Source organism: Frigoribacterium sp. CFBP 13707 (assembly GCF_014842245.1).
Lineage (GTDB): Bacteria > Actinomycetota > Actinomycetes > Actinomycetales > Microbacteriaceae > Frigoribacterium > Frigoribacterium endophyticum.
Genome location: NZ_JACYVL010000014.1, coordinates 13,937 through 38,608 on the forward strand (window position 1 = coordinate 13,937; position 24,672 = coordinate 38,608).

Here is a 24,672-nt window from a genome sequence, read left to right on the forward strand (position 1 = left end):
GACAGGGAGAGACTCGAGGTCATGACCACCACCGTCCTCCTCGCCGGCGCCACCGGCGACCTCGGCCAGCGCATCCTCCGTGAACTCCTGACGCACGACGCCCGCGTGCGGGTGCTGACCCGCCCGGGCAGCCGGAGCGCTGCGGCGCTCGGCACCGACGACCGGGTCGACGTCGTCGTCGCGGCGTACGGCGACCACGCCGCCCTCACCGAGGCGGCCCGCGGCGTCGACGTCGTCGTCTCGGCGGTGAGCGGCACCCGGTCGGTGATCGTCGACGCGCAGCGTGCCCTGCTCGCCGCGACCGTGGCGGCCGGCGTGCCGCGCTTCGTGCCCTCGGACTGGTCGGCCGACTACCGCTCGATCGACGTGGGCAGCAACCGCAACTTCGAGCTCCGCCGCGAGTTCGCCGCCGACGTCGACGCGGCGCCCGTGCGGGCGACGTCGGTGCTGAACGGCATGTTCACCGAGCTGCTCACCGGTGACGCGCCGCTCATCCTGTTCGGGCGCCACAAGGTCCTGTACTGGTCGAGCCCCGACCAGGTCCTCGACTTCACCACGAAGGACGACGTCGCCCGCGTCGCCGCCCTCGTGGCGCTCGACCCCGACGCCCCGCGGGTGGTCGAGGTCGCGGGGTCGCGCATGACGGCCCGCGAGATCGCGAGCACGATGACCGAGCTGACCGGTGAGCCCTTCGGCCTGCAGTGGGCCGGCACGACGGCGACCCTGTCGGCGATGAGCAAGGTCGGCCGACGCCTCTCGAGGGACCCGGACGAGGCCTTCCCCGCGTGGCAGGGCATGCAGTACTTCGTCAACATGTTCAGCGGCCAGGCGCAGCTGCGGCACGTCGACAACGACCGCTTCGGGGCCCACGAGTGGACCACCGTGCGCGACGTGCTCGCCGCTCACCTCGGCACGGCGGCTCGCACGGAGGGCTAGCGGGCGGCCTCGGTCGTCCGCCCGCCTGACCCACGGCGCCGCCCGGGCCACGGCGAGCATGCCCACAGGTCCGCGGCGGCGTAGCGTCGCGCTGGTCGGCCTGACGGCCGGTGGCGACACCGTCGCCCGTCGAGGGAGCACTGCATGAAGGTCGTCATCACCGGGTCACGCGGCAAGGTCGGCCGCGCCGCCGTACGTCGCTTCGTCGACGCGGGGCACGACGTGCTCGGCGTCGACCTCGTGCGGCCCGTCTTCGACGCCGGCTCCGTCGCGCCCGGCCGGTACATGATGGCCGACCTCACCGACGCGGGGTCCGCGTACGCCGCGGTGGCCGGGGCCGACGCCGTGGTGCACGTCGCGGCCATCCCGCAGCCGACCGCGAACCCCGCGCACGTCGTCTTCCAGACGAACCTGATGTCGACGTTCAACCTGGTGGAGGCGGCGGTCCGGTTCGGCGTGCCCCGCTTCGTCAACGTGTCGAGCGAGAGCATCGTCGGCAACTTCTTCCCCGAACGACCCTTCCTGCCCGACTACGTGCCCGTCGACGAGGAGCACCCGCTGCACCCGCAGGACCCGTACGCCCTCTCGAAGGCCTTCGGCGAGCAGCTGATGGACGCGGCCGTCCGCCGCTCCGACCTGCGGGCGATCTCGATCCGGCCGAGCACGGTGCACGACGAGAGCAACTACGAGGAGAACCTCGGGCCGCAGGTGCGCGAGGCGTCGCCGACGAGCGCGAACTTCGGCAGCTACATCGACTCCGACGACCTCGCCGACGCGCTCCTGCTCGCCGCCGAGAGCGACCTGCCCGGCCACGAGGTGTTCTACATCGCCGCCGCCGACAACGCCGGCGGCCACGACTTCGCGGCGACGCTGCGCGAGCACCACGGCGACCAGGTCGAGCTGCGGGCGATCGACCGCGTCGACGCCTCCGGCATCTCGACCGAGAAGGCCCGGCGCCTGCTGGGCTGGACGGCCACGCGCTCGTGGCGCGACCACCTCGACACTGAGGGGCACCGGCTGCGCTGAGCCGCGCCTCCCGGGCTCTCCGCGCCGGTCGGCGGGTCAGCTCGGCAGTGGGTCAGCCCGGCGGTGCGTCAGCGGGGCACGGGTCAGTCGCGCTCGGCGAGCAGCGGCGCCATGTCGACCTTCTCGGTCGCGGGCAGCGGGAGGCGCGTCTCGGGATGGATCGGAGCGGTCAGGGCGACGTTCGGGTCGTGCAGGGCCATGCGGGTGCCTCTCGGGTGGCGGTCGTGCGGTGCGGGTGACGTCGACGGTAGGCGCGTCGGGTCACGTCGTGCCCGGGGTTGCCCCGAGATGGGGTACGAGCTACTCGGCGCCCCCGGGGTGCGGGGCCGGTGCGGGCGACCCGGCCCGCGCCTCCCGCGCCTCTCGCGCCTCTCTCGCTCGCGCCTTGATGGCCTCGACGACGGCGGTCTTGGCGTCGGCGTAGTCGTTCATGTCGCTCCAGTCGCGGTCGAGCAGCTCGCGCTTCGTGCTCTCGTAGAGGGCGCGGTCGGCGTCGTCGGACCGGAGCCGGTCGCGCAGCAGCAGGTAGTCGTCGACCGCGGGGTGGCCGCGCTCGTAGAGGTGCACGTGCACGTCGCGCTCGGGCGTGCGCACCAGCCGGTGTCCGGGCTCGCGGACGCGCAGCTCGTAGCCGGCGGCGATCAGGCGCTCGACGTGGTCCTCCTCGGCGGTGATGTCGTCGACCGCGACGACGACGTCGACGATCGGCTTCGCCGCGAGCCCGGGCACCGAGGTCGAGCCGATGTGCTCGACGTCGACGGACGGGGTGGTGCCGTCGTTCTCGTCGTCGCCGTCGTCGTCGGAGCCGGCAGCCGGGGAGGCGCGGATCGCGTCGAGGATGCGCGCCCGGTGCTCGAGGTAGGTCGCCGCCCAGGCCTCGTCGGGCTCGTGCAGCGTGACGGTGACGCGCTCGGGGCCGCCGATCAGCTCGAGGGCGGTCACGTCGGGGCGGCGGGGGGTGCGGGGGCGAGGGCTGGGGGCGTCGGGCGAGGTGGGGTCGGGCACGGCGCGAGCCTACCGAGGGGCGCCGGGCCGGACGTCGACCGGCCGGGAAGAGCACGCCGTCATCGCTGATCCACTCCGGAGTGGATCAGCGATCCTGGACCGCGCCTCCCGCGCTGCACCCGCCGAGCCTCCGGTGGTGCGCTCTCCGCGCCTCCCGCGCCTCCCGCGCCTCCCGCGCTCGTCCGCTGCGGGGCGTCGACGGTCGGCGCGGCGGCTCAGGCGCCGAGCGCCCGGATGAAGTGCCCGCCCTCGCGGGCCCGCCCCGACGCGGCGACCGTGAAGCGCACGATGTCGCTGCGGTAGCGGTCGTCGGAGGCCTCGAAGGTGCGCCCGTCGGCCCCGCGCGTCACGCGGTGCAGGCGCAGGATCGGGGTGCCGGGCTCGACGTCGAGCAGCTCGGCGTCGAGGTCGTCGGCGGCGACGGCGTCGATCTCGTGGTCGACGTCGGCGTAGCCGAAGCCGCGCGAGTCGAGGTACTCCGTGATCGACACGGTGTCGAGGTCGACGTCGAAGAGCACGCGGCCGACCTCCTCGATGAAGGTGAGCCGCTCGAGCATCGTCGGGCGCCCGTCGACCAGGCGCAGCCGCACGACGTCGACCACGAGGTCGCCGGGCTCGATGCCGAGCGACCGCGCCTTCTCCTCGCCGGCCCGTCGCAGCGAGACCTCCTGCGTGCGGGCACCGGGCTCGCCGCCGACGTCGTGCACCCACTTCGTGAACGGGATCGACACGTCGACCGGGTGGTGCGCCTTGCGCGCCACGACGCGGGCGGGCCGGCCGCGCCGCGTCTCGACGAGGCCCTCCGACCGGAGGGCGGCGAGGGCGTTGCGGACGGGGCCCCGCGAGGTGCGCCACTGCTCGGCGAGCTCGCCCTCGCTCGGCACGTCGTCGCCCACCGAGAGCTCGCCGCCGAGGATCCGCCGGCGCAGGTCGTCGGCGATCTGCTCGTAGAGGGAGGTGGGCACGGCGCGATCCTACCCAGCGGGCGTGTCGCGCTCGGGGCCGCGCGGCGCGAACGGGCCGTCGAGGGCCGCCCACTGCAGCAGCATGATCGTCTTGCCGTCGACGACGCGACCGTCACGGATCATCTGGCGCGCCTCCTCGTGGTCGACCTCGAGCACCTCGATGTCCTCGCCCTCCTCCTCGAGGCCGCCGCCCGGGCCGACACGGTCGTCGACCGTGTACGGCGCGGCGAAGAAGTGCACCCGCTCGGTCACCGAGCCGGGGCTCATGTAGACGGCGAAGACGGGGGTGACCTCGCCGACGCGGACGCCGAGCTCCTCCTCGGCCTCGCGACGGATCGCCGCCGTCGCGTCGCCCGCGTCGTCGGGGTCGAGCAGGCCGCCGCCCGTCTCGACGAGCATGCCGTCGGGGTGCCCGTTGACGTAGGCGGGGAAGCGGAACTGCCGCGTCAGCAGCACGGTGCCGCGCTCGGCGTCGTAGAGCAGGATCGTCGCGCCGTCGCCGCGGTCGTAGGTCTCGCGCTGCTGGGTCGTCCAGCGCCCGTCGCGGCCCCGCAGGTCGAAGGTCGTGCGGCGCAGCACGTGCCAGCCGGTGCTCGTGAGCTCGACGTCGCGCACGACGACGTCCGGGTTGCGCGCCAGGTCGCGGCCGACCTGGTCGAGGTCGGTGCGGCCCCGGTGATCCGGGACGTCGACGCCGGGCTGGGAGGGGCGGTCGGGGTCGGCGGGGCGCTCAGGTCGGGCGGGAGTCGCGGGCGAGGAGGTCATGCCCTCCACGCTAGGGGGGCGGTGCGGTCGGTCACAGGCCCTCGGGGCCAGGATCGGGGCATGGCACACATCCTCGTCACCGGCTCGACCGACGGCCTCGGCCGCGGCGCCGCCGAAGCCCTGCTCGAGCAGGGGCACCACGTCGTCGTCCACGCCCGCAGCGACTCGCGCGGGGAGGTGCTGCAGCCGCTCGTCGACCGCGGTGCCCGGCTCGTCGTCGCCGACCTCGGCGACCGCGACGCGGTGACGGCGCTCGCCGACGAGCTGAACGGGCTCGACGCCCCGCTCGACGCGGTGATCCACAACGCGGGCCTGATCCGCGGCGCGGCGATGATGCCCGTCAACGTCGTCGCCCCGTACCTGCTCACCGCCCTCGTGACGGCGCCGACGCGGCACGTGTACCTCAGCAGCGGCATGCACAAGAGCGGCACGGCCTCGGTGCTGGGCGACGTCGACTGGTCGGGGTCGCGGGAGACCGGGTCGTACTCCGACAGCAAGCTGTTCGTGACGGCGTTCTCGGCGGCCGTCGCGCGACTCCGGCCCGACCTGCGGAGCAACGCGGTCGACCCGGGCTGGGTCGCCACGAAGATGGGAGGCGCGGGCGCGCCCGACGACTTCGAGCTCGGCCACCGCACGCAGCGGCTGCTCGCCCTCGGCGAGCTCGGCGACGTCAGCGGGGCCTACTGGTTCCACGAGGAGCAGCAGCAGCCGCACGCCTCCGTCGCCGACGAGGGCTTCCAGGGCGAGGTGCTCGCGGCGCTCGAGCGCGAGACGGGAGTGGGGCTGCCGCGCGGCTGAGGGTCGCTGGCGCGGCGCGGCGCGGCGCTCGCGGTCGCGCTCGCCGCGGGGCTGGTCGCTCGCCGCGGGGCTGCTCGCTCGTCGTCGCCGGGGAGACGGTCGCTGAGGAGCTCGATCCACTCCGGAGTGGATCAGCGGTCCGCGACCGTCTTCCTCCGCTGCCTCCTCCGTCGGCCGACCGAGTCGTCGAGCCCGGGGCGGGCAGGAGTCGCGGTGCGGGCCCGCGAGGGAGGTCGCGCCCGCGCTCAGTCGCCGGTGAGGGCCGCCGCGTAGGCGCGGACCGAGCGGTGGTACCGCGGCAGCGTCGGCTCGACGGCCTCGATCGCGACGCGCAGCGCCTCGTCGACACGGCTGGCGCTGTGGAGTGCGAGCGCGAGGAACACCCTCGGTGCCGCACCGGTCGCGGGGTGCGGAGGGGCGTCGTGGAGCATCGTGATCGCCTCGTCGATGCGGCCGAGGTTGCGGAGGGTCGAGGCGTGCTGCACGACCATGCGGGCCGCCCGGTCGGGGTCGACCGCGGCGAGCCCGGCGGCGGTCGCGGCCGCGTACGAGACGTCGGCGTCGGCCTCCCGGCCGCCGGAGTCGTGCGCCCCGCCGAGCTCGAACGCTCCGAGGGCGGGGTGCGGCGCGTCGGCGGCGAGGTCGCGCATCAGCGCGATCCGCCGCTCGTCGTCGACGGTCTCGTCGGCCCAGAGGGCGGCGACGCGGTCTTCCCACTCGTCGGTGCTCATCCGGGCAGGCTAGCGGCCGGGACGGCGACCGTGCCACCCGCGACGCTCACGGCAGGCGTCGGGCTCGCGTGCCGGGGGCGGTGCCGGTGCCGGTGCCGGTGCCGGCTCGCGCGGATCGGGGACTCAGCGGTCCCGACGGCGGGCGAGCTCGCGGCGGAGCACCGAGATGAAGAAGACGAGCATGCCGACGCCGATGAGGGCGACGCCTCCGCCGATGAGCCGGTCGGAGAGGACGTCCGGTCCGGTCACGGTGTAGACGACCGCGCCGACCACGATGGCGGTGCAGACGGCGACGTTGAACCACGCCCCGAGGAGGCCGCCGGGTGCTCCGCGCTTCGTCGTGTCTCGGGCGTCCATGTCGTGCTCCTCGTGTCGGGTCAGGTCAGGTCATGTCAGGTCGGGTCAGGTCGGTCGCGACGTGAGCCCGCGGCGGGCGGCTCCGGGAGTGCGCCCCCGCATCGCTCCTCCACTCTGGAGTGGATCAGCGTCCGTGGACCGTACCCCCCGCGAGTCCAGTGCTCCGCACGATCCCGGTCAGGTCTGCTCGTCGGGCCCGCGCCTCCGTCGGTCCCGGCGCACGAGCCAGAGGCCGATGCCAGCTCGGATCACGAAGACAGCCCCGAGACCGCCGATGATGCGTGCGGCGGACGACATGTCGCCCAGCACGGGCAGCTCGTCCTGGGGCTGCAACAGCAGCACGATCGCGACGACCACGCACACGGCCCCGGCGACCATCAGCCGACGGGCCTCCCGCACCTGGCCGCTCGCCGGATCGCGACCTCCGTCGGTGCCGGTCACGAGGAGGAGCCGGTCACGAGGAGGCGCGGGTCGGCTGCAGCCGCCCGCGCAGGTCGTCGACCTGGTGGGCCTGCACCCCGAGCTCCAGCGTGCCCTGGTCGGTCTCGACGTCGACGAGGTGGAGGGCCGGGTTCACGGTCAGGCTCTGCGTCGGAGACGGGCGACGGCCCGTGTCGGCCCCCACCTCGCGCACCTCGAAGTCGAGCGGATCACCGGAGACTAACCGCATCTGCCAGCGGTAGGGCGTGAACGTCAGGCGGCCGGGCGCCAGCTCGAGCCGTCCGTGCCGCCACTTCCGCTCACCTGCTCGTCGGAGCGCCACCTCGACGCGGTCACCGAACACCGAGCGGGCGATGAGCAGCCCGACGACGGTGGCCGCCAGGCCGATGACGAGGACGACGGCGATGATGGCCACGAGGATCCCGACCGGCAGTGGGTCGTCGTCGACGGCCCAGAGGAGCAGGACGACGCCCACTCCAACGAACATGCCGACCCCGACGCTGACGAACCGGACCCCCTGGCCCTTGATGAACGGCGTTCTCTTCCCCATCGCGCTTCCCCCCTCGGGCACGGCAGTGAGCTTGCCCCCGCCGCGAGCCTACGCAGCGCCGCGGTCGGGGGTCGGGGGGCTCGCCTCGGTGCGGCAGGGACGGGAGTCATGGTGCAGCATCGCTGATCCACTCCGGAGTGGATCAGCGCTGCTCGACCGTACTTGCCGCCGGGGGCGGACCTCGCTCGTGACCAGCTGACTACAGTTCGGGCATGGGTCCAGCCAGCATCGTCCTGCTCATCATCGGAACGCTGCTCCTGGCTGCGGGCGTACTCGCCGCCCTGGCTGTACGCCGGCGAGGCGGCGCAGCTGTCCTGAGTCGAGAGTGGTGGTCGGTCACCGTCCTGGCCGGGCTCGGTGCCGGCATCATCTCGGCCACGATCATCGTGCCGATCGTGGCCGCCGCCGCCTGAGCTGATCGGGCTCCAGGCCTCCGCCAACGTCCGCACCGCACCGCTCTCGACCAGGATGGGCACATGGCCGCAGCCCTCGACCCTCCCGCCTCTCCCTCCGAGCGAGCGCTGCGCTCACGGGCGTGGTGGGGTGCCGCGCCGCCGGTCGTCCTCGGCGGCGTCGTCGCCCTGCAGCTCCTCGATCACGACCGGGACCGGGGGTGGTTCTGGGTCATGACCCTGATCGCCGGAGTCGTGATCGGGCTGCTGGCGCTGGTCGCCGTCGTCATCGACCTGCGGGCCCCGGGGGCGTGGCGTCGCCTCCCGGTCGATGCGGGTGAGCGCCTGGTCTGGGGCACCACGGCCCAGATCGTCCGGCCGACCGGCGGTGCCGGGCTGACCGGCGTGCTCGCACTCTCGACCACGCGCCTGCGGTGGGTGCCCCGCGCCTCCGCCCGGTGGCGGGGCTCCCGCCCCGAGGAGTGGCCGCTCGACGCCGTCGGCACCGTCAGCGTGCAGCCGGTCGACCACCGTCGGCGGCTCCGAGGCGGTCGGTGGGTCGTGCTCGAGATCGTGGGGCGCGAGCCCCTGCCCGTCGTCAGCACCGAGGCGCACCTCGTCGCCGACGACCTCTGGAAGGCCCTGGCCGCGGCGCGCAGGGCCGACTCCGGCACGTCACCCGCGCGCTAGCGTGGCGCGATGGACCTCCCCGTGACCTACGACGCGTCCGCCGACTGCGCCTACATCCAGCTCGTGCCGCGCGTCGGCCGCGGCGCCGCCGTCGCCCAGGAGGTCGTCGAGGCCCCCGGTGACCGCGCCACCGTCGTGCTCGACTTCGACGCCGAGGGGCGCCTGCTCGGGATCGAGGTCGTCGGAGCCCGCGCCGCGCTCGCCGAGTCGGTGCTGGAGCACGCCACCCGCATCGGGTGACGAGCCCGGAGGCTCACGCCCCTGCGGCGGCCTCTGCCCCGCCCGACGCCCTGCCCTCCACCACGCCCTTCCGCAGCAGGAAGCACCCGTACGGCCCCCAGTCGCTGGTCCGCACGACCGCGAACGCCCCGCGGGCCGCGGCGTAGAAGTCGAACCGCTCCAGCGCCTCCACCGGCACGGCCCCGCCGACGGCGGCGTCGACCGCGGCCTGCACGGCGTGGTGCACCGGCACGAGCCGGTCGGGGTCGCCCACCACCGCCATCCGCGTCACGGGTGCCTCGACGAACGTGTCGAGCGGCATCAGCGACAGGACGGCGCCCACGGCCCGCGGCAGGTCGCAGCCCGCGAGGTCGACGACGGTGCCGTGGGTGGTGTGGGCCGCGATCGACGCGGCCGGGTGGTTCACGTCGCAGAGCAGCAGCTGGTCGCCGTGCCCCATCGACATGAGCACCGACAGCAGCTCGGCGGTGAGGACGGGGTCGATGCCCTTGAGCACGAGGGGCTCCTTCAGGAAGGGAGGGGACGGGGGGAGTCGCGGTGCACGACGACCGGGCCGGCCACCTCCCGCAGGAGGCACCGGCCCGGCCGTCGCCGTGCCTCACTCCCGGGCGGCGGCCCGGGTGTTCAGCTGGTCGAACGCGACGGCCACGAGGATCAGCAGGCCGATCGCGATCTGGAGGTAGAACGAGTTCACGGCCAGCAGGTTGCCGCCGTTGTTCAGCACGCCGATCAGCAGCGCCCCGCAGGCCGCGCCGATCGCGCTGCCCCGTGCTCCGGAGAGGCTCGCGCCGCCGATCACGCACGCCGCGATCGCCTGCAGCTCGAAGCCGGTGCCCGCCGTGGGCACGCCGGCCCCGAGCCGCGAGGTCAGCAGCACGCCGCCGACCGCCGACAGCAGCCCCGCGATGCCGTAGACCGTGATGGTCACCAGCCGTACCGGCACTCCGGCCAGGCGCGCCGCCTCCGGGTTCGAGCCGACGGCGTAGACGTACCGGCCGAAGACGGTGCGCTTCAGCACGAAGGCCGCGATCGCCGCGATGACGACGAACAGGATCAGCAGGTTCGGCACGCCGACCACCGAGCCGTTGGCGATCGTCTGGAAGCCCTCGGGCAGGCCCTGGATCGTGTTCGCGTCGGTGATCACGAGCACCACGCCCCGGGCGATGCCGAGCATGCCGAGGGTCGCGATGAACGGGGGGAGCTTGAACCTCGTCACCAGCAGCCCCGTGATGATGCCCAGCACCGCCCCGACGAGCGCGCCCAGGATCAGCGCGAGCGGGATCGGCACGCCCGCGACGAGCAGCTGCGCGGTGACCGCCCCGGCGAGGCCGAGGATCGACCCGACCGAGAGGTCGATGCCCCCGGTGAGGATGACCATCAGCTGCCCGATGGCGAGGATCCCGAAGATCGACACCTGGCGGGCCAGGTTCGCGAGGTTGTTGCCGGTCAGGAAGTCGTCGCTCGCGAGCGTCAGCGCTCCGAACACGACGAGCAGGACGATCAGCACCCCGCTCTCGCGGCCGGCGATGCTGCCGAGGGTCGTGACCCGCGGCTTCGTGGACGCCCGGGCGGCCGCGGCCGCGGCGTCGTCGCCGTTCCGCACCACCCGGATGGTCGTCGTCTCGATGGGTTCGCGCCACATCAACTTAGGCATGGGGGACTTCCTCGATGTTCTGTCGGGTGACCGGGTCGGTGCGGGGGTCGTGCCTGAGCGGCGGGACGCCGTGCAGGTGGTCGGCGGGGTCGTCGACCCCGCCGCTGGCGAGGCGGAGCACGTCCTCCTCGGAGGCGCCGCCCGGCAGCTCGCCCGCGACGGCGCCCTCGCGGAGCACCACCACGCGATCGGCGAGGCCGAGCAGCTCGGGCAGGTACGACGAGACGACGACGACCGCGAGGCCGCGGCGGGCCAGGTCGTTGATCACGTCGTAGAGCTCGCCCTTGGCGCCGACGTCGATGCCCTTCGTCGGCTCGTCGAACATGATGACCCCGGGCTTCGTCAGCAGCCAGCGGGCGAGCAGCACCTTCTGCTGGTTGCCCCCGGAGAGCGTCGAGACCGGCTGGTCGTACGAGCCGGCGCGGATGCGGAGGCTGTCGAGCAGGGCGTCGGCCTCGTCGGACTGTGCCCGGCCGGGCAGCAGCCCCCGTCGGGAGCCGACGCGCAGGCTCGCGATCGTCACGTTCTCGCGGATGGACAGCTCCGGCAGCAGGCCGAGCACCTTGCGGTCCTCGGTGAGCAGGGCCACGCCCGCGTCCATCATCGTGCGCGGCCCGTCGGGCCGGACCACGACGCCGTCGACGAGGATCTCGCCCTCCGCGACCGGCTCCGAGCCGAAGACGCTGAGCAGCAGCTCGCTGCGCCCCGAGCCGAGCAGGCCCCCGATGCCGAGGATCTCGCCGCCCCGGGCCTCGAGGTCGATGGTCGGGCTGTCCGGCGTGCGCCGCAGGCCCCGGAGGCTGAGGCGCGCCGGGTGGACCTCGCGCGCCTCGTCCGGGTACAGGCTCGACACCTCACGGCCGACCATGGCGTTGATCAGCGTGTCCTCCGTGTAGTCGCTCATCGGCCCGCTCTGTGACAGCTCGCCGTCGCGGAGCACCGTGACCCAGTCGCCGACGGCGAACATCTCCTCCAGGCGGTGGGTCACGTAGAGGATCGCGACGCCCTCCGCCTTGAACTTCCGGATCTGGTCGAGCAGTCGGTCGGACTCGGCCTCGGTCAGCGCCGTCGTCGGCTCGTCGAAGACGATCACCTTGACGGAGTCGGCGGTGACGACCTTCGCGACCTCGACGAGCTGCTTCGTCGCGGCGGGCAGCCGCTCGACGACGACGTCGGGGTCGACGTCGGCGAGGCCGAGCGAGTCGAGCACGAACCGGCAGCGGTCGTGCAGGTCTCGGGAGCGGATCACGCCCGAGCGCGCCGGCAGGCGGCCCATGAACATGTTCTCGCCCACCGAGAGGTGCGGCAGGAGGCTGAGCTCCTGGTAGACGGCCTGCACGCCCGCGCCGCGGAGGGCGGCCGGGGTGGCCGTCGTGACCGTGCGGCCGTCGATGTCGTAGTCGCCCGAGTCGCGGGGCAGCGCCCCCGTGAGCACCTTGATCAGCGTCGACTTGCCGGCGCCGTTCTCGCCGGCGAGGCAGTGCACCTGCCCCGCCACGAGCTTGAGCGAGACGCCGCTGAGGGCCTGGACGGCGCCGAACGCCTTCGAGACGTCGGTGAGCTGCAGCACGGCAGCGCCCTCGGGCTCGCGGACGGTCATCCGTTGGTCTCGGCAGTCTGCGGCTCGAGGAGCGACTTGATCTCGGGGCTCTCCATGTTGTCGCGGTCGGCAACCGCGACGCCGGGGTCGAGGCTCGCGGGCGGGATGCGCCCCTGCGTCGCCATCGCGGCCTCGACGACGCCCTGGTAGCCGAGGAACCAGGGGTTCTGCACGACCAGTGCGTCGATGCTGCCGTCGGCCAGGGCGGCGTTCTCCGCCGGGTCGGAGTCGAAGGCGACGACGACGATGTCGTCGGACGCGTCGTTGTCCTTGATGGCGGTGGCCGCGCCGACGCCGGAGCTGTTGTTGTCGGCGAAGACGCCCACGAGGTCGGAGTTCGCCGAGATGGCGTCGTTCACCTGCGAGGCCGCCGTGCCGATGTCGTTGTTGTTGTAGCTCTGCAGGCTGGAGTCGATGTCGGGGCAGCCGGCCGCGAGCCCGGCACGGAAGCCCGCGTCGCGGTCCTGGTTGGCCTCGATGCCCGCGATCGGGGCCTCGACGAGCACCTTGCCGGTGGTCGTGCCCGCGTCGGTGAGCAGCTGGCACATGCGCTCGCCGGCGGCCGTGCCGGCGAGGACGTTGTTCGTGCCGATGTGGCCCTCGATGTCGGCGGTGACCTTCGTGTCGGCCGTGATGACCTTGATGCCGGCCGCCCGCGCCTGGTCGATGGAGGCGTTCAGGGCCTCGCTCGAGCTGGGCGCGATGAGGATGGCGTCGGCGCCGCGCGAGACGGAGTTCTCGACGAGCTGCACCTGCCCGGCGATGTCGGTCTCGGAGGTCGGTCCGAAGGTCGCGACCTCGATGCCGTAGTCGGCCGCGGCGGCCTCGGAGCCGGCGAGCAGGGTCTGCCAGTAGGCGGAGTCGCTGGCCCGGATGATGACGTCGACCTTGACTCCGGACGCCGCGCCTCCCTCACCCCCTCCGCTCGATGCCGCCTCGGAGACCGTGGCCCTGCCGCCGACGACGCCGCCGACGAGGGCGACGAGGGCGATGGTCGCCACGAGGGAGAGGGAGAAGACTGTTCTAGATCGCGCCATTGCGTGTCCACCTGTGTGTGAGAAGGGGTCGGGGGGTGTTCGTCGTGCGGGGTGGTGCGGGTCGGTCGGGTCGTGCGGGGTCGGGCGGGGGCCCGGGGGAGTCGCGGGCCGGGTGCCTCCGCACGCGCGGGTCGCGGGGAGGCACCGGCCGGGGTCCGAGGAGTCTCGGGACGCCCTCGACGAGGGGTCAGGCGCCGGGAGCCGGGACGGCGACGCTCATCAGCTCGTTGCGGAGGCGCTGCGAGGCGATGCCGTCGGCCTGGTCGATGACCGAGGTGATGTGGTCGACGCCGACCGCCTCGATCTTCGCGATGAGCAGCTCGACGGTGGCCCGGTTGGTCTCCGCCTCCTCCTGTGCGTCCTCCCGGATGGGGAACGTGTCGAAGTAGATGACGCCGTCGTAGTCGTGGCGGAGCAGGTAGTAGAGGAACTCGATCGTCTCGAAGGGGTGGATCGAGCCGATCATGAGCCCGTCGTCGTGGTCGTTGTTGCCGTCGTTGAGGTGGACGCCCCACAGCTTGCCCTCGGCGAGCAGCAGCGCGGCGCCGAAGCCGGGTGCGTCGCCGGCCATCAGCATGTGCGCGAAGTCGAGCGTCGCGCCGACGTTGGGCCGGTCGATCAGCTGGAGGACGTGCAGGGTCTGCCCGACGCTGCGGATGACCGAGTGCACGCGCTCCTCGTAGGGCTTGTACTCGATGCTGATGCGGACGTCGGGGCGGTGGTCGGCGAGCTCCTGGAAGGCCTCGACGATGCGGCCGAGGTCACGCGCGTAGTCCTTCTGGAACGTGTAGTCGAAGCCGTCGTAGCCGAGCCAGACCGTCACGAGGTCGCTGCCGCCGAGGGCCGCGGCGTCGATGCCGGCCTTCGTCAGCTCGATCGCCTCGCGGCGGACCGCCTCGTCGCGGTTGCTGTACTCGCCGTGGACGAAGTCCTTGCGGAAGCGCATGGCGACGCTGTTGAGCGAGAGCCCGAGCTCGTCGAGGAGGGGCTTCATGTCGGCGGGCTCGATGCCGACGAAGTGCTCGGGGTAGTTGAGGTCGACGTGGTCGATGCCCTTCGTCGCGCTGATGCGGCGGAGGGCTGCGGCGGTGTCTCCACCGGCGATGAACGAGTTGAGGCGCGTGGCGAACTTCATGGTGGCGACCGTACGGAGCATGACCGGGATTGTCAAGCAGTGTCATTCTTAGTCACGCTCAGCGGCCGGATGAGCGCGTTCGCCGCACCAGAATGCTGATCGTCTTTGACAACCGTCGTCATCGCCGCCTACTGTCGGGCCTGGCGGCGGCACGTCGTCGACACGACGAAGTGGAGGACCGCATGACGGCGCACGCCATCCTGGTGGTCGGCAGCATCAACTACGACCTGATCGTCAGCCAGGAGCGGCTGCCGCGGCGGGGCGAGACGCTCGTCTCCACCGGGTTCCGCGCCGACCCCGGCGGCAAGGGCGCGAACCAGGCCGTCCAGGCAGCCCGCCTCGGCGCCTCCGTCCGCTTCGTCGGCGCCGCGGGGGCGGACCAGCACGGCGAGATCTGCCGCGCCGCCCTCGAGCGCGAGGGCATCGAGTGCCGGCTGCGGCCCACCGGCGCGGCGGCCGGCCTCGGCATCGTGCACGTCGTCGGCGACGGCGAGGTGCACGCGACGATCGTCGAGGGGGCGAACGCCGTCGTGACCGGCGAGTGGGTCGACGAGAACGCCGACCTCGTCGCGTCGTCGGCGGTCGTCGTGCTGCAGAACGAGGTGCCCGCGTCGGCGAACGAGCGGGCGGTGGCGCTCGCCGCGGCCGCGGGCGTCCCGGTCGTCTACAACGCCGCGCCCGCCCGGCCCGTGCCGCTCGAGGTGACTCGCGCCTGCGCCTGGTTCGTCGTCAACGAGGACGAGGCGGCCGAGTACCTCGGGCGCCCCCTCGGCGACGTCGCCGACGACGCGGCGATGCGGGCCGCGGTCGCCGAGCTGGCGGCGTTCTGCGACTCCGTCGTCCTGACCCTCGGCAGTCGCGGCTGCTATGTTCTCGAGGGCCGACGGGTGGAGTTCGTGGGGGCGGTGCCCGCCCGCGCGGTCGACACGACCGGCGCCGGCGACTCGTTCATCGGGGCCTTCGCCGTCGCGCTGGCCGACGGGGTCGACCCGTTCTCGGCCGCCCGCACCGCCGCGCTCGTCGCCTCGATCACCGTCGCGGGGATGGGGGCACAGTCCAGCATGCCGACCCGGGAGGACCTCGAGGCGTGAGATCGTTCGCCAGGCACCAGCTGATCCTCGACCGTGTCGCCTCGGGCGACTCGATCCTGATCGACGACCTCGTCACGGCCACGGGGGCGTCGCCCTCGACCGTGCGCCGCGACATCCGCGAGCTGGAGCAGTCCGGGCACGTCGTGAGCCTGCGCGGAGGGGCGATCCGTGCCGAGGAGCGCTCGGCCGAGCTGCCGGCGGCGATGAAGTCGCAGATCAACCGCGACGAGAAGGTCGCGATCGCCCGCGCCGCCGCCGCCATGGTGGTCGAGGGCGAGACGATCTACGTCGACTCGGGCACGTCGCTGACCGAGTTCATGGTGGCTCTGCCGAACATCGACGTGCACGTCATCACCTCGAACACGCAGGTGCTCGGCATGGTGCCCCGGCCCCGGGTGACCGTGACGGCGCTCGGCGGCGACTACCTGCCCGACATCGGCTCCGTCGCCGGCACGATGACCGACCGGCAGCTCGAGGACCTCTACTTCGACCGGGCCTTCATCGGCGTCACCGGCATCGACGCCGAGGCCGGGGTCACCACCTTCGACATCCGCGAGGCCAACAAGAAGCGCCTCGTGCAGGCGCACAGCCGCGAGACCGTCGTGCTCGCCGACAGCAGCAAGTTCGGCGTCGTCTCGCTCTGCCGCTCGTTCGGCCTCGGCGTCTGCACGGTCGTGAGCGACCGCGCCGACCCGGTGCTCGACGCCGCGGCGGCCTTCGTCGTCGCGCCTCGCCAGCGCTGAGCCGCGCGAGCGCTGAGCCGCGCCGGCGGTGAGACACGCCAAGGCGCTGGCCGTGCTCGGGGGTGCGCTCCCGCGCGAACGGAGATAGTCTCCTCTTCGCGATGCGGAGAGGTCCTCCGCATCGCGACGAGGAGGACGCCGTGCCCGGTACGACCACCCGCGGAGCTCGGGCTCCCCGCGCCGACGCGCTCCGCAACCGCGAGCACCTCCTCGCCACCGCCGAGCAGCACTTCGCCGAGCACGGCGTCGGCGGCTCCCTCGACGCGATCGCGAAGCGGGCGGGCGTCGGCGCCGGCACCCTGTACCGCCACTTCCCGACGCGTGAGGCCCTGCTCGCGGCCCTGCTGACGGCCCGCGACGACGCGCTCGTCGCACGCCGCGACTCCCTCAGGGCCGGCCGCGACGACGGCACCGTCGACGCGGGCGACGCCCTGCACGGCTGGCTCGACGCGGTGATCGACTGGGCGGGGGCGTTCGACGGCCTGCCCGGGCCCCTGCGCGCCGCCACGCTCACGAGCGACTCGCCCCTCGCGACGACCTGCCAGGGATTCGTCACCGTGACCGAGGAGTTCCTCGACGCCGCCCGCCGCGACGGCGCCGCCCGGAGCGACGTGCGCGCCCGCGACCTCTTCCTCGCCGCCCTGGCCACGAGCTGGGTCCGGGGCGCCGCGCTCGCCGACGACGACTCGGCCGACGGGCTCGCGGCGCTCGCCCGCCGGGGGTGGCAGGCACGTCCGGCCGCCGCGGGCGACGACGCCTGACGGCGGCCGCCGGCCCCCAAGACCAAGACCAAGACCACGACCAGGAGGCACCATGACCGACACCACCACCCCCACCCCCACCACCACACCCCTCACCCGCATCGGCGTCATCGGCAGCGGTGACATCGGCAGCGGTCTCGCCCGCCTCGCCGTGGCGGCCGGCCTCGACGTCGTCGTCGCGAACTCGCGCGGGCCGGAGTCGCTCGCAGGCCTCGTCGCGGAGCTCGGCCCCCGCGCCCGCGCCGCCGCTCCCCGCGAGGCGGCGGAGGCCGGCGACCTCGTCGTGCTCGCCGTCCCGCTCGGCGCCTACCCGGCGCTGCCCGTCGACGCCCTCGCCGACCGCGTCGTGCTCTCCACCGGCAACTACTACCCGCACCGCGACGGGCGCATCCCCGAGCTCGACAGCCTCGAGCTCGCCACCGCCGAGCTCGAGCAGCGGCTGCTGCCCGGCGCGCTCGTCGTGAAGGCGTTCAACGGGATCCTCGCCCACCACATCCCGGCGCTCACCGGCTCGACCCCGCGCACGGCGCTCGCCGTCCAGGGCGACGACGCGACGGCCAAGGCCCGGGTCTCGGAGCTCGTCGACCTGCTCGGCTTCGAGCCGGTCGACGCGGGCTCGCTCGCCGAGTCGTGGCGCACGGAGCCCGAGTCGGGCGCGTACACCCCGATCTACGCGGCCGACGCCGCGGCCCTCGCCGTCGACCACCTCGCCGACCCGGGCGCGCCCGTGACGGCGGAGCGCCTCCGCGAGCTGGTCGCCGCGTCGCACCGCGCGGACGTCGCCGCCCGCCAGTTCTGAGGGCCCGGGGAGGCGCGGGTCGGCCCGCCGGGGGAGGTCACGCCGGTGCGGCGGGTCCGTGTCCTCCTGGGCGGGCCCGCGCCGACCCGCCCAGGAGGACGGGAACCCGCCGCACCCGCCGGGCGCCCGCGGCCCCGCGCCTCCCGCTAGCGTGGTGCGAGGCCCACCCGCATCTCGACGACGAGGACACGCACGCATGGCTCTCCGACCCCTCCACGACGACTGGACCCTCGAGGCCGTGAGCGGCCCGGTGCCCGCCGAGGTCGCGGGCCGGCTCGTCCCGGCCACCGTGCCCGGCGTCGCCCACACCGACCTGCTCGCCGCGGGGATGGTCACCGACCCGTTCGACGGCGACGCCGAGGCCGCTCAGCAGTGGATCGGCGACACCGTCTGGCGCTGGCGGACGACGTTCGAGTGGCACGACGACGGCTCCGACCGCCACGACCTCGTCGCCGAGGGGCTCGACACCGTCGCCCGCGTCGAGCTGAACGGCGTCGTCGTCGCCGAGACCGAGAACCAGCACCGCTCGTACCGCGTCGACGTGCGCCACGCGCTGACCGACGGCGACAACCACCTGGTCGTGACGTTCGCCGCGCCCGTGCCCGAGGTGGAGTCGCGGGTCGAGCGCCACGGAGCGCTCCCGCACGTCAACCACCACCCCTTCACGATGCTGCGGAAGTCGGCCAGCAACTTCGGCTGGGACTGGGGCGTCGACGTCGCCACGAGCGGCATCTGGCGACCGATCGGGCTCGACAGCTGGTCGGGCGTGCGCATCGCGTCCGTCCGGCCGCTCGTCGACGTCACCGACGAGGGCGGGGTGCTCGACGCCCACGTCGAGCTCGAGTGGGCGACCCCCGTCGCCCCGGCCGACGGCGGCGCCGACACCACCACCGCCGCCGAGACCGAGGTGACCGTCCTCGTCGACGGGCACCGCGCCTCCTCGGCGGTCGCCCCCGGCACGACGCAGGTGCGGCTCACGGTCGTCGTTCCCGACGCCGAGCTCTGGTGGCCCCGCGGCCACGGCGCCCAGCCGCTCTACCCCGTCACCGTCACGGTCGGCAGCAGCAGCGAGACCGAGCCGTGGGAGGCGCGGGTCGGCTTCCGCACCGTCGCCCTCGACACCGCCCCCGACGAGCACGGAGCGCCCTTCGTGCTGAGCGTCAACGGCCAGCCGGTGCAGGTGCGGGGCGCGAACTGGATCCCCGACCACGCCTTCCTCACCGAGATGACGCCCGAGCGCTACCGCCTCCGCGTCGCCGACGCGACCGACGCGAACATGAACCTGCTGCGCGTGTGGGGCGGCGGCGTCTACGAGTCGCACGACCTCTACGACGCGTGCGACGAGGCCGGCGTGCTCGTCTGGCAGGACTTCCTCTTCGCCTGCGGCGCCTACGCCGAGGAGCCCTGGCTCGCCGACGAGGTCGAGGCCGAGGCCCGGGAGGCCGTCACCCGCCTCAGCCGCCACGCGAGCCTCGTGATCTGGAACGGGAACAACGAGGCCATCTGGGGCTACGTCGACTGGGACTGGCGTCGCCAGCTCGCCGGCCGCACCTGGGGCGAGGGCTACTACTTCGACCTGCTGCCGCGCGTCGTCGCCGAGCTGGACGGCACCCGGCCGTACTCGCCGGGCAGCCCGTGGTCGTTCGGCGAGTACCTGCACCCGAACGACGCCGCGAACGGCACCATGCACATCTGGGACGTCTGGAACCGCCTCGACTACACGGCCTACCGCGACCACGAGCCGCGCTTCGTCCCCGAGTTCGGCTTCCAGGGGCCGCCCGCCTGGTCGACGCTGACCTCGGTCGTGCACGACGAGCCGCTCGACCCGTACGGCCACGAGATGCTCGTGCACCAGAAGGCCGAGGACGGCAACCTCAAGCTCGAGCGGGGCCTCGACGGCCACCTGCCCGCGCCCTCGACGATCGAGGACTGGCACTGGGCGACCCAGCTCAACCAGGCCGCGGCGATCCGCTTCGGCGTCGAGCACTTCCGCTCGCTGGCGCCGCGGAACACCGGCGTCGTCGTCTGGCAGCTGAACGACGACTGGCCCGTCGTGTCGTGGGCGGCGGTCGACTTCGCGGGGCACCGCAAGCCGCTCTGGCACGTGCTCCGGGCCGTCTACGAGGCGCGGCTGGCGACGATCCAGCCCCGCGCCTCCGGCCTGGCCCTGGTGCTGCTCAACGACACCGACGACGCGTGGAGCGGCACCGCCACGGTCGCGGCCGCCGCGTTCGACGGCGGGCGCCGCGACGAGGTCGCGCTGCCGGTCACGGTGGAGGCGCGGGGCAGCACCACGGTCGCGCTGCCGGCCGCGCTCGTCGACGGCCTCGACCCCGCCGCCGAGCTGCTCGTCGCCGACCTGCCCGGCTTCGGCGCCGGCCGCGCCCGGTGGGACGCCGCCGAGGTCGTCGACCAGCAGCTCGACCCCGGTGCGGTGGAGGCGGTGGTCGCCCTCGCCGAGACCGCTCCCGGCGTCGCGCTGGTCACCGTCACCGCCCGCAGCTACGCCCGCGACGTGACCCTGCTCGTCGACCGTGTCGACCCCGGGGCCGTGGTCGACACGGGCATGGTGACGCTGCTCGCGGGGGAGTCGGCGACGTTCCGGGTGACCGGGGTCGCCGAGTCGGACGCCGAACGGCTCACCGCCGACGACGTCGTGCGGCACGCGGGCGACCTGCAGGGCTGACGCCCGGGCTCGTGGCGCGCGCTACGGGCGACGCAGGACGAAGTTCGTCATCACCTGTGACATGACGAGCCGCTCGTCGGCATCGACCAGCTCGATGCGCGTGCGGAGGATGCCCCGGTCGGGCCGCGAGGCCGACGGCCGCGCCTCGAGCACCGTGAACCGGGCGGTCAGCTGGTCGCCGGGGCGCACCGGGCGGTGCCAGCGCAGCTCGTCGACGCCGGGCGACGACAGGCTCGTCTCGCCGTTCAGCCAGTGGTCGACGAGCAGCCGCATCATGATCGCGGTCGTGTGCCAGCCGCTGGCGATGAGCCCGCCGAACGGGCCGGCGGCGGCCCACTCGGCGTCGACGTGCATCGGCTGCGGGTCGAAGGCGGTCGCGAAGGCGACGATCTCGTCGGCCGTGACCGTGGTGGGGCCGTACTCGGCGTGGAGGCCGGGCGGGTAGTCCTCGAAGTGCCGGTCGGGCAGGGGCGTGGTGAAGGGGTCGAGCACGGAGCCAGTCCACCACGCGCGCGCCTCCCGCGCGCAGTGGTCGAGTGGTCACGAACTGCTGCTCCCGAGGCGGGGGACGAACAGTTCGTGACCACTCGGCCCGCCGCGCCTACCGTCGCGCGACGACCGCCCAGCCGTGGGCGCCGACGACGAGCTCGTCGCCGTCGAGCCCCGCGTCGCGCCCGGCGAGGAACTCGCCCGGCGCCGGGTCGGCCACCCGCAGCGGCTCGTCGCCGAGCGAGAGGGCGACGACCAGCGCGACGTCGCCCGCGCCCGCACCCGAGCCCGCACCCGCGTCCCCGCCCGCGCCGGGCCGCAGCTCGAGCACGAGCGACTCGTTCGTCACCGACACCGTCCGCGACCGGGCCGTGTGCAGCCACGGGTGACGGCGACGGAGCCCGATCATCTGCTGGTGCAGCGCCAGGGCGACGGGGTCGGCGTCGGGCACGAGCGACACGACGTCGTCGCCCGACCAGCGGGGGAAGGCCGGGCGCACCGCGTCGTCGCCGCCGACCCGCTCCTCCTTCACGGCCCGCAGCCCGAGCTCGTCGCCGTAGTAGACCGACGGCACCCCGCCGAGGGTGAACAGCAGCACGGTCGCGTGCGCGTGGTGGCGCTCGTCGTCGACCTGGCTGGCGATGCGGGTGACGTCGTGGTTGCCGACGAAGGTCAGCGGCACGAACGCGTCGAGGAACTCGTCGTGCCGGGTGAGGGCCCACGCCAGCTCGTGCAGGTTGACGCTCTGCAGCGCGTGCCAGACGCCCTGCCAGAGCTCGTACTGGGTGACCGCGTCGAGGCCGGCCTCGCGCACGATCGCGGCGTAGTCGCCGTGCAGCACCTCGCCGACCACCCACACGTCGGGGTGGCGCTCGCGGACGGCGGGCAGCACCGTCGCCCAGAACGAGGTCGGCACCGAGTAGGCGGCGTCGAGGCGCCAGGCGTCGGCGCCGCGGTCGCTCCAGTGCGTCATCACGTCGGTGACGAGCCGTGCCACCTCGGGCGACGAGTGGTCGAGGGCGATCAGCCCGCCGTGGCCCTCGAAGGTCGCCAGGTCGCCCGACCCGTCACGGCGGAACAGCGCGGCCGCCGGCGACGACGGGTCGGCGCGGGCCTCGACCAGCGGCGGGAACTCGGGGCCGACGTGGTTGAAGACGCCGTCGAGCATCACGCGGACGCCCTTCCCGTGCGCCGCGTCGATCAGCGTGACGAGGTCGTCGTCGCTGCCGAGCCGCGGGTCGACGTGCATCCAGTCGATGGTGTCGTAGCCGTGCGTCGACGACGCGAACACGGGCCCGAGCGCGAGCCCGTTGGCGCCGAGCGCGACGAGGTGGTCGAGCCAGGGCACGAGGTCGAGGAGGCGCGGTGCCGGCGAGCGGTCCGCCCCGGTCGTGTCGGCCCCCACGAACCCGAGGGGGTACACGTGCCACCACACGACGTGCTCCGTCCAGGCCGGGGCGCCGCTCGACGGGGGGGCCACGCCCGGGCTCGGGGCGTCGGACGGGGCGGGGGCGTCGGGCTGCTGCATGCCCGCCACGGTACCGACGCGGGCGCTGCCGACGCCCAGGCACGCGCCTCCCCGGGGCCCTGGCCGATGCGCGAGCCCCCCTCCCTCGGGGGTCGCCCGCGACCTTGCTGAGGAGGGCTCACAGGTTTATCTTGGTGACCGTAACAACCGGACGACGTCGGGCCCTCACCACGCCCGTGCGGTCGGCGCACCGCGGTCTCACCAGCCGCCTCCCGCGCCCCTCCGTGGCACTCCGTCGACCGGACATGCTGCACCCAAGGATCAGGACACCCCGTCATGCGCACCGCCACGCCCCGTGCTGCCCGCCTCGCCGCCGTCATCGGCGTCCCGCTCGCCCTCGTCGCCTCCGGGCTCGTCGTCTCGAACGCGTCGTACTCGGCGTTCAGCGCGCAGACGAGCAACCCCACGAGCAACTGGACCACCGGCTCGGTGAAGCTCACCGACAACGACGCCGACGTCGCCCTGTTCAGCGCCGTCAACCTCAAGCCCGGCTCGACCGGCACGAACTGCATCACCGTCACCTCGACCGGCAGCCTGCCCTCGACCGTGAAGCTCTACGGCACCGGTGCCGTCAACGTCAGCAGCGACCTCGGCCTCAAGACCACGCTCAAGATCGAGCAGGGCACCGGCACCTGCCAGGCGTTCGTCGCCGCGGGCACGGGCGGCACCGTCTACGACGGCACGCTCGCCGCGTTCCAGACGGCGCGCTCCAGCTACGCGAACGGCGCCGACGCGTGGGTGACGACGGGCAACCCGACGGGGGCCGACTCCACCGCCGAGAACCGCCTGTACAAGTTCACCTACACCGTCGCGCCGGACCTGCTGAACGCGTCGCAGGGCCTGAACGTCAAGCAGGGCTTCACCTGGGAAGCCCAGAACAACTAGCCAGTCCCCGGGCGGCTGCGCGGCTCGTCCCGCGCCGCCGCCCGCCCCGCGTCACGGACCCCACGTCGAGAGGGGAGGCCGCCATGTCGGCGACGGCACAGCACGTCGCGAGCCCGCTGCAGGGCTCGACCCGCGCCTCCTCGCCGACCCTGTCGACCCTGCCGACGGCGCGGACCGGCGTCGAGGACTGGTCGCGGATCGTCGTCGCCACGGTCGCCCGCGGCGTGATCGTCGCGCTGCTGGGGCTCGCCTTCTGGGCCGCGGCGCCCGCGGTGCTCGGCTGGCACCCGACGACGGTCGTGACCGGATCGATGGAGCCGCGCATCCGCGTCGGCGACGTCGTCGTCTCGCGCCCCGTGCCGATGGACCTCGTCCAGACCGGGCACGTGCTGCTCGCCGACGACCCCGACCAGCCGGGGCACCTGCGCCTGCACCGCTACGCGGAGGCGCTGGCCGGCGGCCTGATGGTGACCAAGGGCGACGCCAACGCCGCCGCCGACTCGACGCCGATCGGGGCGTCGGCGGTGCACGGGGTCGGGTTCCTCCGCGTGCCGTCGATCGGCATGCCCGTCGTCTGGGCCCGCGAGGGCAGGTGGGTGCCGCTCGCGATGGTCGCCCTCGGGGTGCTCGTGCTGCTGGCGCTGACGACGGTCGACCGCGAGCAGCGGCGGATCTGCGCCCAGGTGGAGGCCGAGGCCGCGGCCGCGGCCGGCACCGGGGAGTCGCGGGACGGCCCGGGTCTGCCCGCGCTCGTCGCCTGGCCGAGCCGGCGGTCGATCCGCCACCGGGCGCGGAGGCTGCGGCGCCTGCGCACCGCGTCGTCCGCCCTCGCGCTCGCGATGCTCGTCACGGCCCCGCTCGCGACGCTGCCCACCGAGGCGGCGGCGGCGCCGTTCTTCGCCCGGACGGCGACGTCGGCGTCGTTGACGGCGGGGACGGTGGACGCGGCCTCCGCCTTCACCTGCGCCCCGATCGCCGGGGGCGTCCGCATCGGCTGGAGCTACGCGGGCGAGACCCCGTCCACGCTGCGCTTCAGCGTGTCGTCGGGGACGACGACCGCGACGACCACGGCGTCGACGGACCGCGCCGTCGACTTCAAGCCGGGCGGCGTGCTCGTGCTCGGGTCGCAGCAGCTCACGGTCACGACCCAGCTCGTGGGGCAGTGGACGAAGCCCGTCCCGAACGCGGTGCGCATCAGCGTGGTCTCCGTCGTGGGGCTCGGGCTGGTCGTCACCTGCGGCTGACCCGGGGCTCCGGTCTCGGGCTGAGGCCTGGTGCGGCGGGTCGGTGTCCTCCTGGGCGGGTCGGCGCCGACCCCCCCAGGAGGACGGGGACCCGCCGCACCCCGGGCCCGCCCGCGCACCACTT

27 protein-coding genes are annotated in these 24,672 nt (G+C 74.0%); 13 read left to right on the plus strand and 14 right to left on the minus strand.

Annotated elements, in window-relative coordinates; genetic code table 11:
* The first annotated feature begins 21 nt into the window (after positions 1–21).
* On the plus strand, positions 22–936 hold the full coding sequence (locus IFT45_RS15120; protein WP_192129140.1) for an NmrA family NAD(P)-binding protein: 915 nt from the start codon (positions 22–24) through the stop codon (positions 934–936).
* 144 nt (positions 937–1,080) lie between these two features.
* Complete coding sequence (locus tag IFT45_RS15125; RefSeq protein ID WP_192129142.1) at positions 1,081–1,962, plus strand: NAD(P)-dependent oxidoreductase; 882 nt, start codon at positions 1,081–1,083, stop codon at positions 1,960–1,962.
* Between the two features lie 300 nt (positions 1,963–2,262).
* Here IFT45_RS15125 and IFT45_RS15130 read toward each other — a convergent pair whose 3' ends face one another.
* The 3 genes from IFT45_RS15130 to IFT45_RS15140 form a co-directional block, all read right to left on the minus strand.
* Positions 2,263–2,967 carry a GrpB family protein gene (locus IFT45_RS15130; protein WP_192129144.1) on the minus strand — a complete coding sequence of 235 codons (705 nt, stop codon included), beginning with the start codon at positions 2,965–2,967 and terminating at the stop codon, positions 2,263–2,265.
* 215 nt (positions 2,968–3,182) lie between these two features.
* Positions 3,183–3,932, minus strand: coding sequence for a UTRA domain-containing protein (locus IFT45_RS15135; RefSeq protein ID WP_192046875.1), 750 nt, complete (start codon positions 3,930–3,932; stop codon positions 3,183–3,185).
* Between the two features lie 9 nt (positions 3,933–3,941).
* Complete coding sequence (locus IFT45_RS15140; protein ID WP_192129146.1) at positions 3,942–4,697, minus strand: NUDIX domain-containing protein; 756 nt, start codon at positions 4,695–4,697, stop codon at positions 3,942–3,944.
* A gap of 60 nt (positions 4,698–4,757) precedes the next feature.
* Between IFT45_RS15140 and IFT45_RS15145 the strand changes: the two genes are divergently transcribed.
* On the plus strand, positions 4,758–5,495 hold the full coding sequence (locus tag IFT45_RS15145) for an SDR family NAD(P)-dependent oxidoreductase (RefSeq protein WP_192129148.1): 738 nt from the start codon (positions 4,758–4,760) through the stop codon (positions 5,493–5,495).
* A gap of 245 nt (positions 5,496–5,740) precedes the next feature.
* Here IFT45_RS15145 and IFT45_RS15150 read toward each other — a convergent pair whose 3' ends face one another.
* From IFT45_RS15150 to IFT45_RS15165, 4 genes are all read right to left on the minus strand, one after another.
* Positions 5,741–6,226 carry a tetratricopeptide repeat protein gene (locus IFT45_RS15150; RefSeq protein WP_192129150.1) on the minus strand — a complete coding sequence of 162 codons (486 nt, stop codon included), beginning with the start codon at positions 6,224–6,226 and terminating at the stop codon, positions 5,741–5,743.
* Between the two features lie 123 nt (positions 6,227–6,349).
* Positions 6,350–6,583: a hypothetical protein gene (locus IFT45_RS15155; RefSeq protein ID WP_192129152.1), complete on the minus strand. Its 234-nt coding sequence runs from the start codon at positions 6,581–6,583 to the stop codon at positions 6,350–6,352.
* 177 nt (positions 6,584–6,760) lie between these two features.
* Entirely contained in the window at positions 6,761–7,024 is a 264-nt protein-coding gene (locus IFT45_RS15160; RefSeq protein ID WP_192129154.1) for a hypothetical protein, read from the minus strand.
* Between the two features lie 13 nt (positions 7,025–7,037).
* Complete coding sequence (locus tag IFT45_RS15165; RefSeq protein ID WP_192129156.1) at positions 7,038–7,574, minus strand: hypothetical protein; 537 nt, start codon at positions 7,572–7,574, stop codon at positions 7,038–7,040.
* A gap of 212 nt (positions 7,575–7,786) precedes the next feature.
* On the opposite strand from IFT45_RS15165, the gene IFT45_RS15170 reads away from it, so the two are divergent.
* The 3 genes from IFT45_RS15170 (at position 7,787) to IFT45_RS15180 (ending at position 8,896) form a co-directional block, all read left to right on the plus strand.
* Entirely contained in the window at positions 7,787–7,987 is a 201-nt protein-coding gene (locus IFT45_RS15170) for a hypothetical protein (protein WP_192129158.1), read from the plus strand.
* Positions 7,988–8,050: 63 nt separating this feature from the next.
* Positions 8,051–8,656 (plus strand): hypothetical protein, encoded by a 606-nt coding sequence (locus tag IFT45_RS15175; protein WP_192129159.1) that lies wholly within the window; start codon positions 8,051–8,053, stop codon positions 8,654–8,656.
* Positions 8,657–8,665: 9 nt separating this feature from the next.
* Complete coding sequence (locus IFT45_RS15180; protein WP_056057792.1) at positions 8,666–8,896, plus strand: DUF2283 domain-containing protein; 231 nt, start codon at positions 8,666–8,668, stop codon at positions 8,894–8,896.
* A gap of 13 nt (positions 8,897–8,909) precedes the next feature.
* Here the strand turns inward: IFT45_RS15180 and IFT45_RS15185 are convergent, their stop codons facing one another.
* The 5 genes from IFT45_RS15185 to IFT45_RS15205 all read right to left on the minus strand — a co-directional run bounded on the left by IFT45_RS15185 (position 8,910) and on the right by IFT45_RS15205 (position 14,322).
* A complete protein-coding gene (locus IFT45_RS15185) occupies positions 8,910–9,392 on the minus strand; it encodes an RbsD/FucU family protein (RefSeq protein ID WP_056057789.1) in 483 nt (160 codons plus the stop codon).
* Positions 9,393–9,494: 102 nt separating this feature from the next.
* Positions 9,495–10,550 carry an ABC transporter permease gene (locus IFT45_RS15190; RefSeq protein WP_056057786.1) on the minus strand — a complete coding sequence of 352 codons (1,056 nt, stop codon included), beginning with the start codon at positions 10,548–10,550 and terminating at the stop codon, positions 9,495–9,497.
* The gene (locus IFT45_RS15195; protein WP_167260625.1) at positions 10,543–12,150 is read right to left on the minus strand and encodes a sugar ABC transporter ATP-binding protein; all 1,608 of its coding nucleotides are present in this window, start codon (positions 12,148–12,150) and stop codon (positions 10,543–10,545) included. Before IFT45_RS15195 ends, IFT45_RS15190 begins: the two co-directional genes overlap by 8 nt.
* A complete protein-coding gene (locus IFT45_RS15200; protein WP_197981568.1) occupies positions 12,147–13,151 on the minus strand; it encodes an ABC transporter substrate-binding protein in 1,005 nt (334 codons plus the stop codon). The genes IFT45_RS15195 and IFT45_RS15200 overlap by 4 nt, the downstream gene beginning before the upstream one ends.
* 223 nt (positions 13,152–13,374) lie before the next feature.
* Positions 13,375–14,322: a sugar phosphate isomerase/epimerase gene (locus IFT45_RS15205; RefSeq protein WP_056059192.1), complete on the minus strand. Its 948-nt coding sequence runs from the start codon at positions 14,320–14,322 to the stop codon at positions 13,375–13,377.
* Positions 14,323–14,504: 182 nt separating this feature from the next.
* Between IFT45_RS15205 and IFT45_RS15210 the strand changes: the two genes are divergently transcribed.
* The 5 genes from IFT45_RS15210 to IFT45_RS15230 all read left to right on the plus strand — a co-directional run bounded on the left by IFT45_RS15210 (position 14,505) and on the right by IFT45_RS15230 (position 20,402).
* Entirely contained in the window at positions 14,505–15,413 is a 909-nt protein-coding gene (locus IFT45_RS15210; protein ID WP_192129161.1) for a ribokinase, read from the plus strand.
* Complete coding sequence (locus IFT45_RS15215) at positions 15,410–16,156, plus strand: DeoR/GlpR family DNA-binding transcription regulator (protein ID WP_167260621.1); 747 nt, start codon at positions 15,410–15,412, stop codon at positions 16,154–16,156. The genes IFT45_RS15210 and IFT45_RS15215 overlap by 4 nt, the downstream gene beginning before the upstream one ends.
* A 140-nt stretch (positions 16,157–16,296) precedes the next feature.
* Positions 16,297–16,917 (plus strand): TetR/AcrR family transcriptional regulator, encoded by a 621-nt coding sequence (locus IFT45_RS15220; RefSeq protein WP_371811046.1) that lies wholly within the window; start codon positions 16,297–16,299, stop codon positions 16,915–16,917.
* A gap of 52 nt (positions 16,918–16,969) precedes the next feature.
* Positions 16,970–17,716: an NADPH-dependent F420 reductase gene (locus IFT45_RS15225; RefSeq protein WP_192129165.1), complete on the plus strand. Its 747-nt coding sequence runs from the start codon at positions 16,970–16,972 to the stop codon at positions 17,714–17,716.
* Positions 17,717–17,912: 196 nt separating this feature from the next.
* Positions 17,913–20,402, plus strand: a complete 2,490-nt coding sequence (locus IFT45_RS15230; protein ID WP_192129167.1) for a glycoside hydrolase family 2 protein — start codon at positions 17,913–17,915, stop codon at positions 20,400–20,402.
* 21 nt (positions 20,403–20,423) lie between these two features.
* On the opposite strand, the gene IFT45_RS15235 is transcribed toward IFT45_RS15230, so the two are convergent.
* Both IFT45_RS15235 and IFT45_RS15240 read right to left on the minus strand, forming a co-directional pair.
* Positions 20,424–20,894 (minus strand): MaoC family dehydratase, encoded by a 471-nt coding sequence (locus IFT45_RS15235; protein WP_185230559.1) that lies wholly within the window; start codon positions 20,892–20,894, stop codon positions 20,424–20,426.
* 109 nt (positions 20,895–21,003) lie between these two features.
* Positions 21,004–22,419: an alpha-amylase family glycosyl hydrolase gene (locus IFT45_RS15240; RefSeq protein WP_192129169.1), complete on the minus strand. Its 1,416-nt coding sequence runs from the start codon at positions 22,417–22,419 to the stop codon at positions 21,004–21,006.
* Positions 22,420–22,695: 276 nt separating this feature from the next.
* On the opposite strand from IFT45_RS15240, the gene IFT45_RS15245 reads away from it, so the two are divergent.
* Both IFT45_RS15245 and IFT45_RS15250 read left to right on the plus strand, forming a co-directional pair.
* The gene (locus IFT45_RS15245; RefSeq protein ID WP_192129171.1) at positions 22,696–23,304 is read left to right on the plus strand and encodes a hypothetical protein; all 609 of its coding nucleotides are present in this window, start codon (positions 22,696–22,698) and stop codon (positions 23,302–23,304) included.
* 83 nt (positions 23,305–23,387) lie between these two features.
* Positions 23,388–24,548, plus strand: coding sequence for a hypothetical protein (locus IFT45_RS15250; protein ID WP_192129173.1), 1,161 nt, complete (start codon positions 23,388–23,390; stop codon positions 24,546–24,548).
* Positions 24,549–24,672 lie beyond the last annotated feature (124 nt).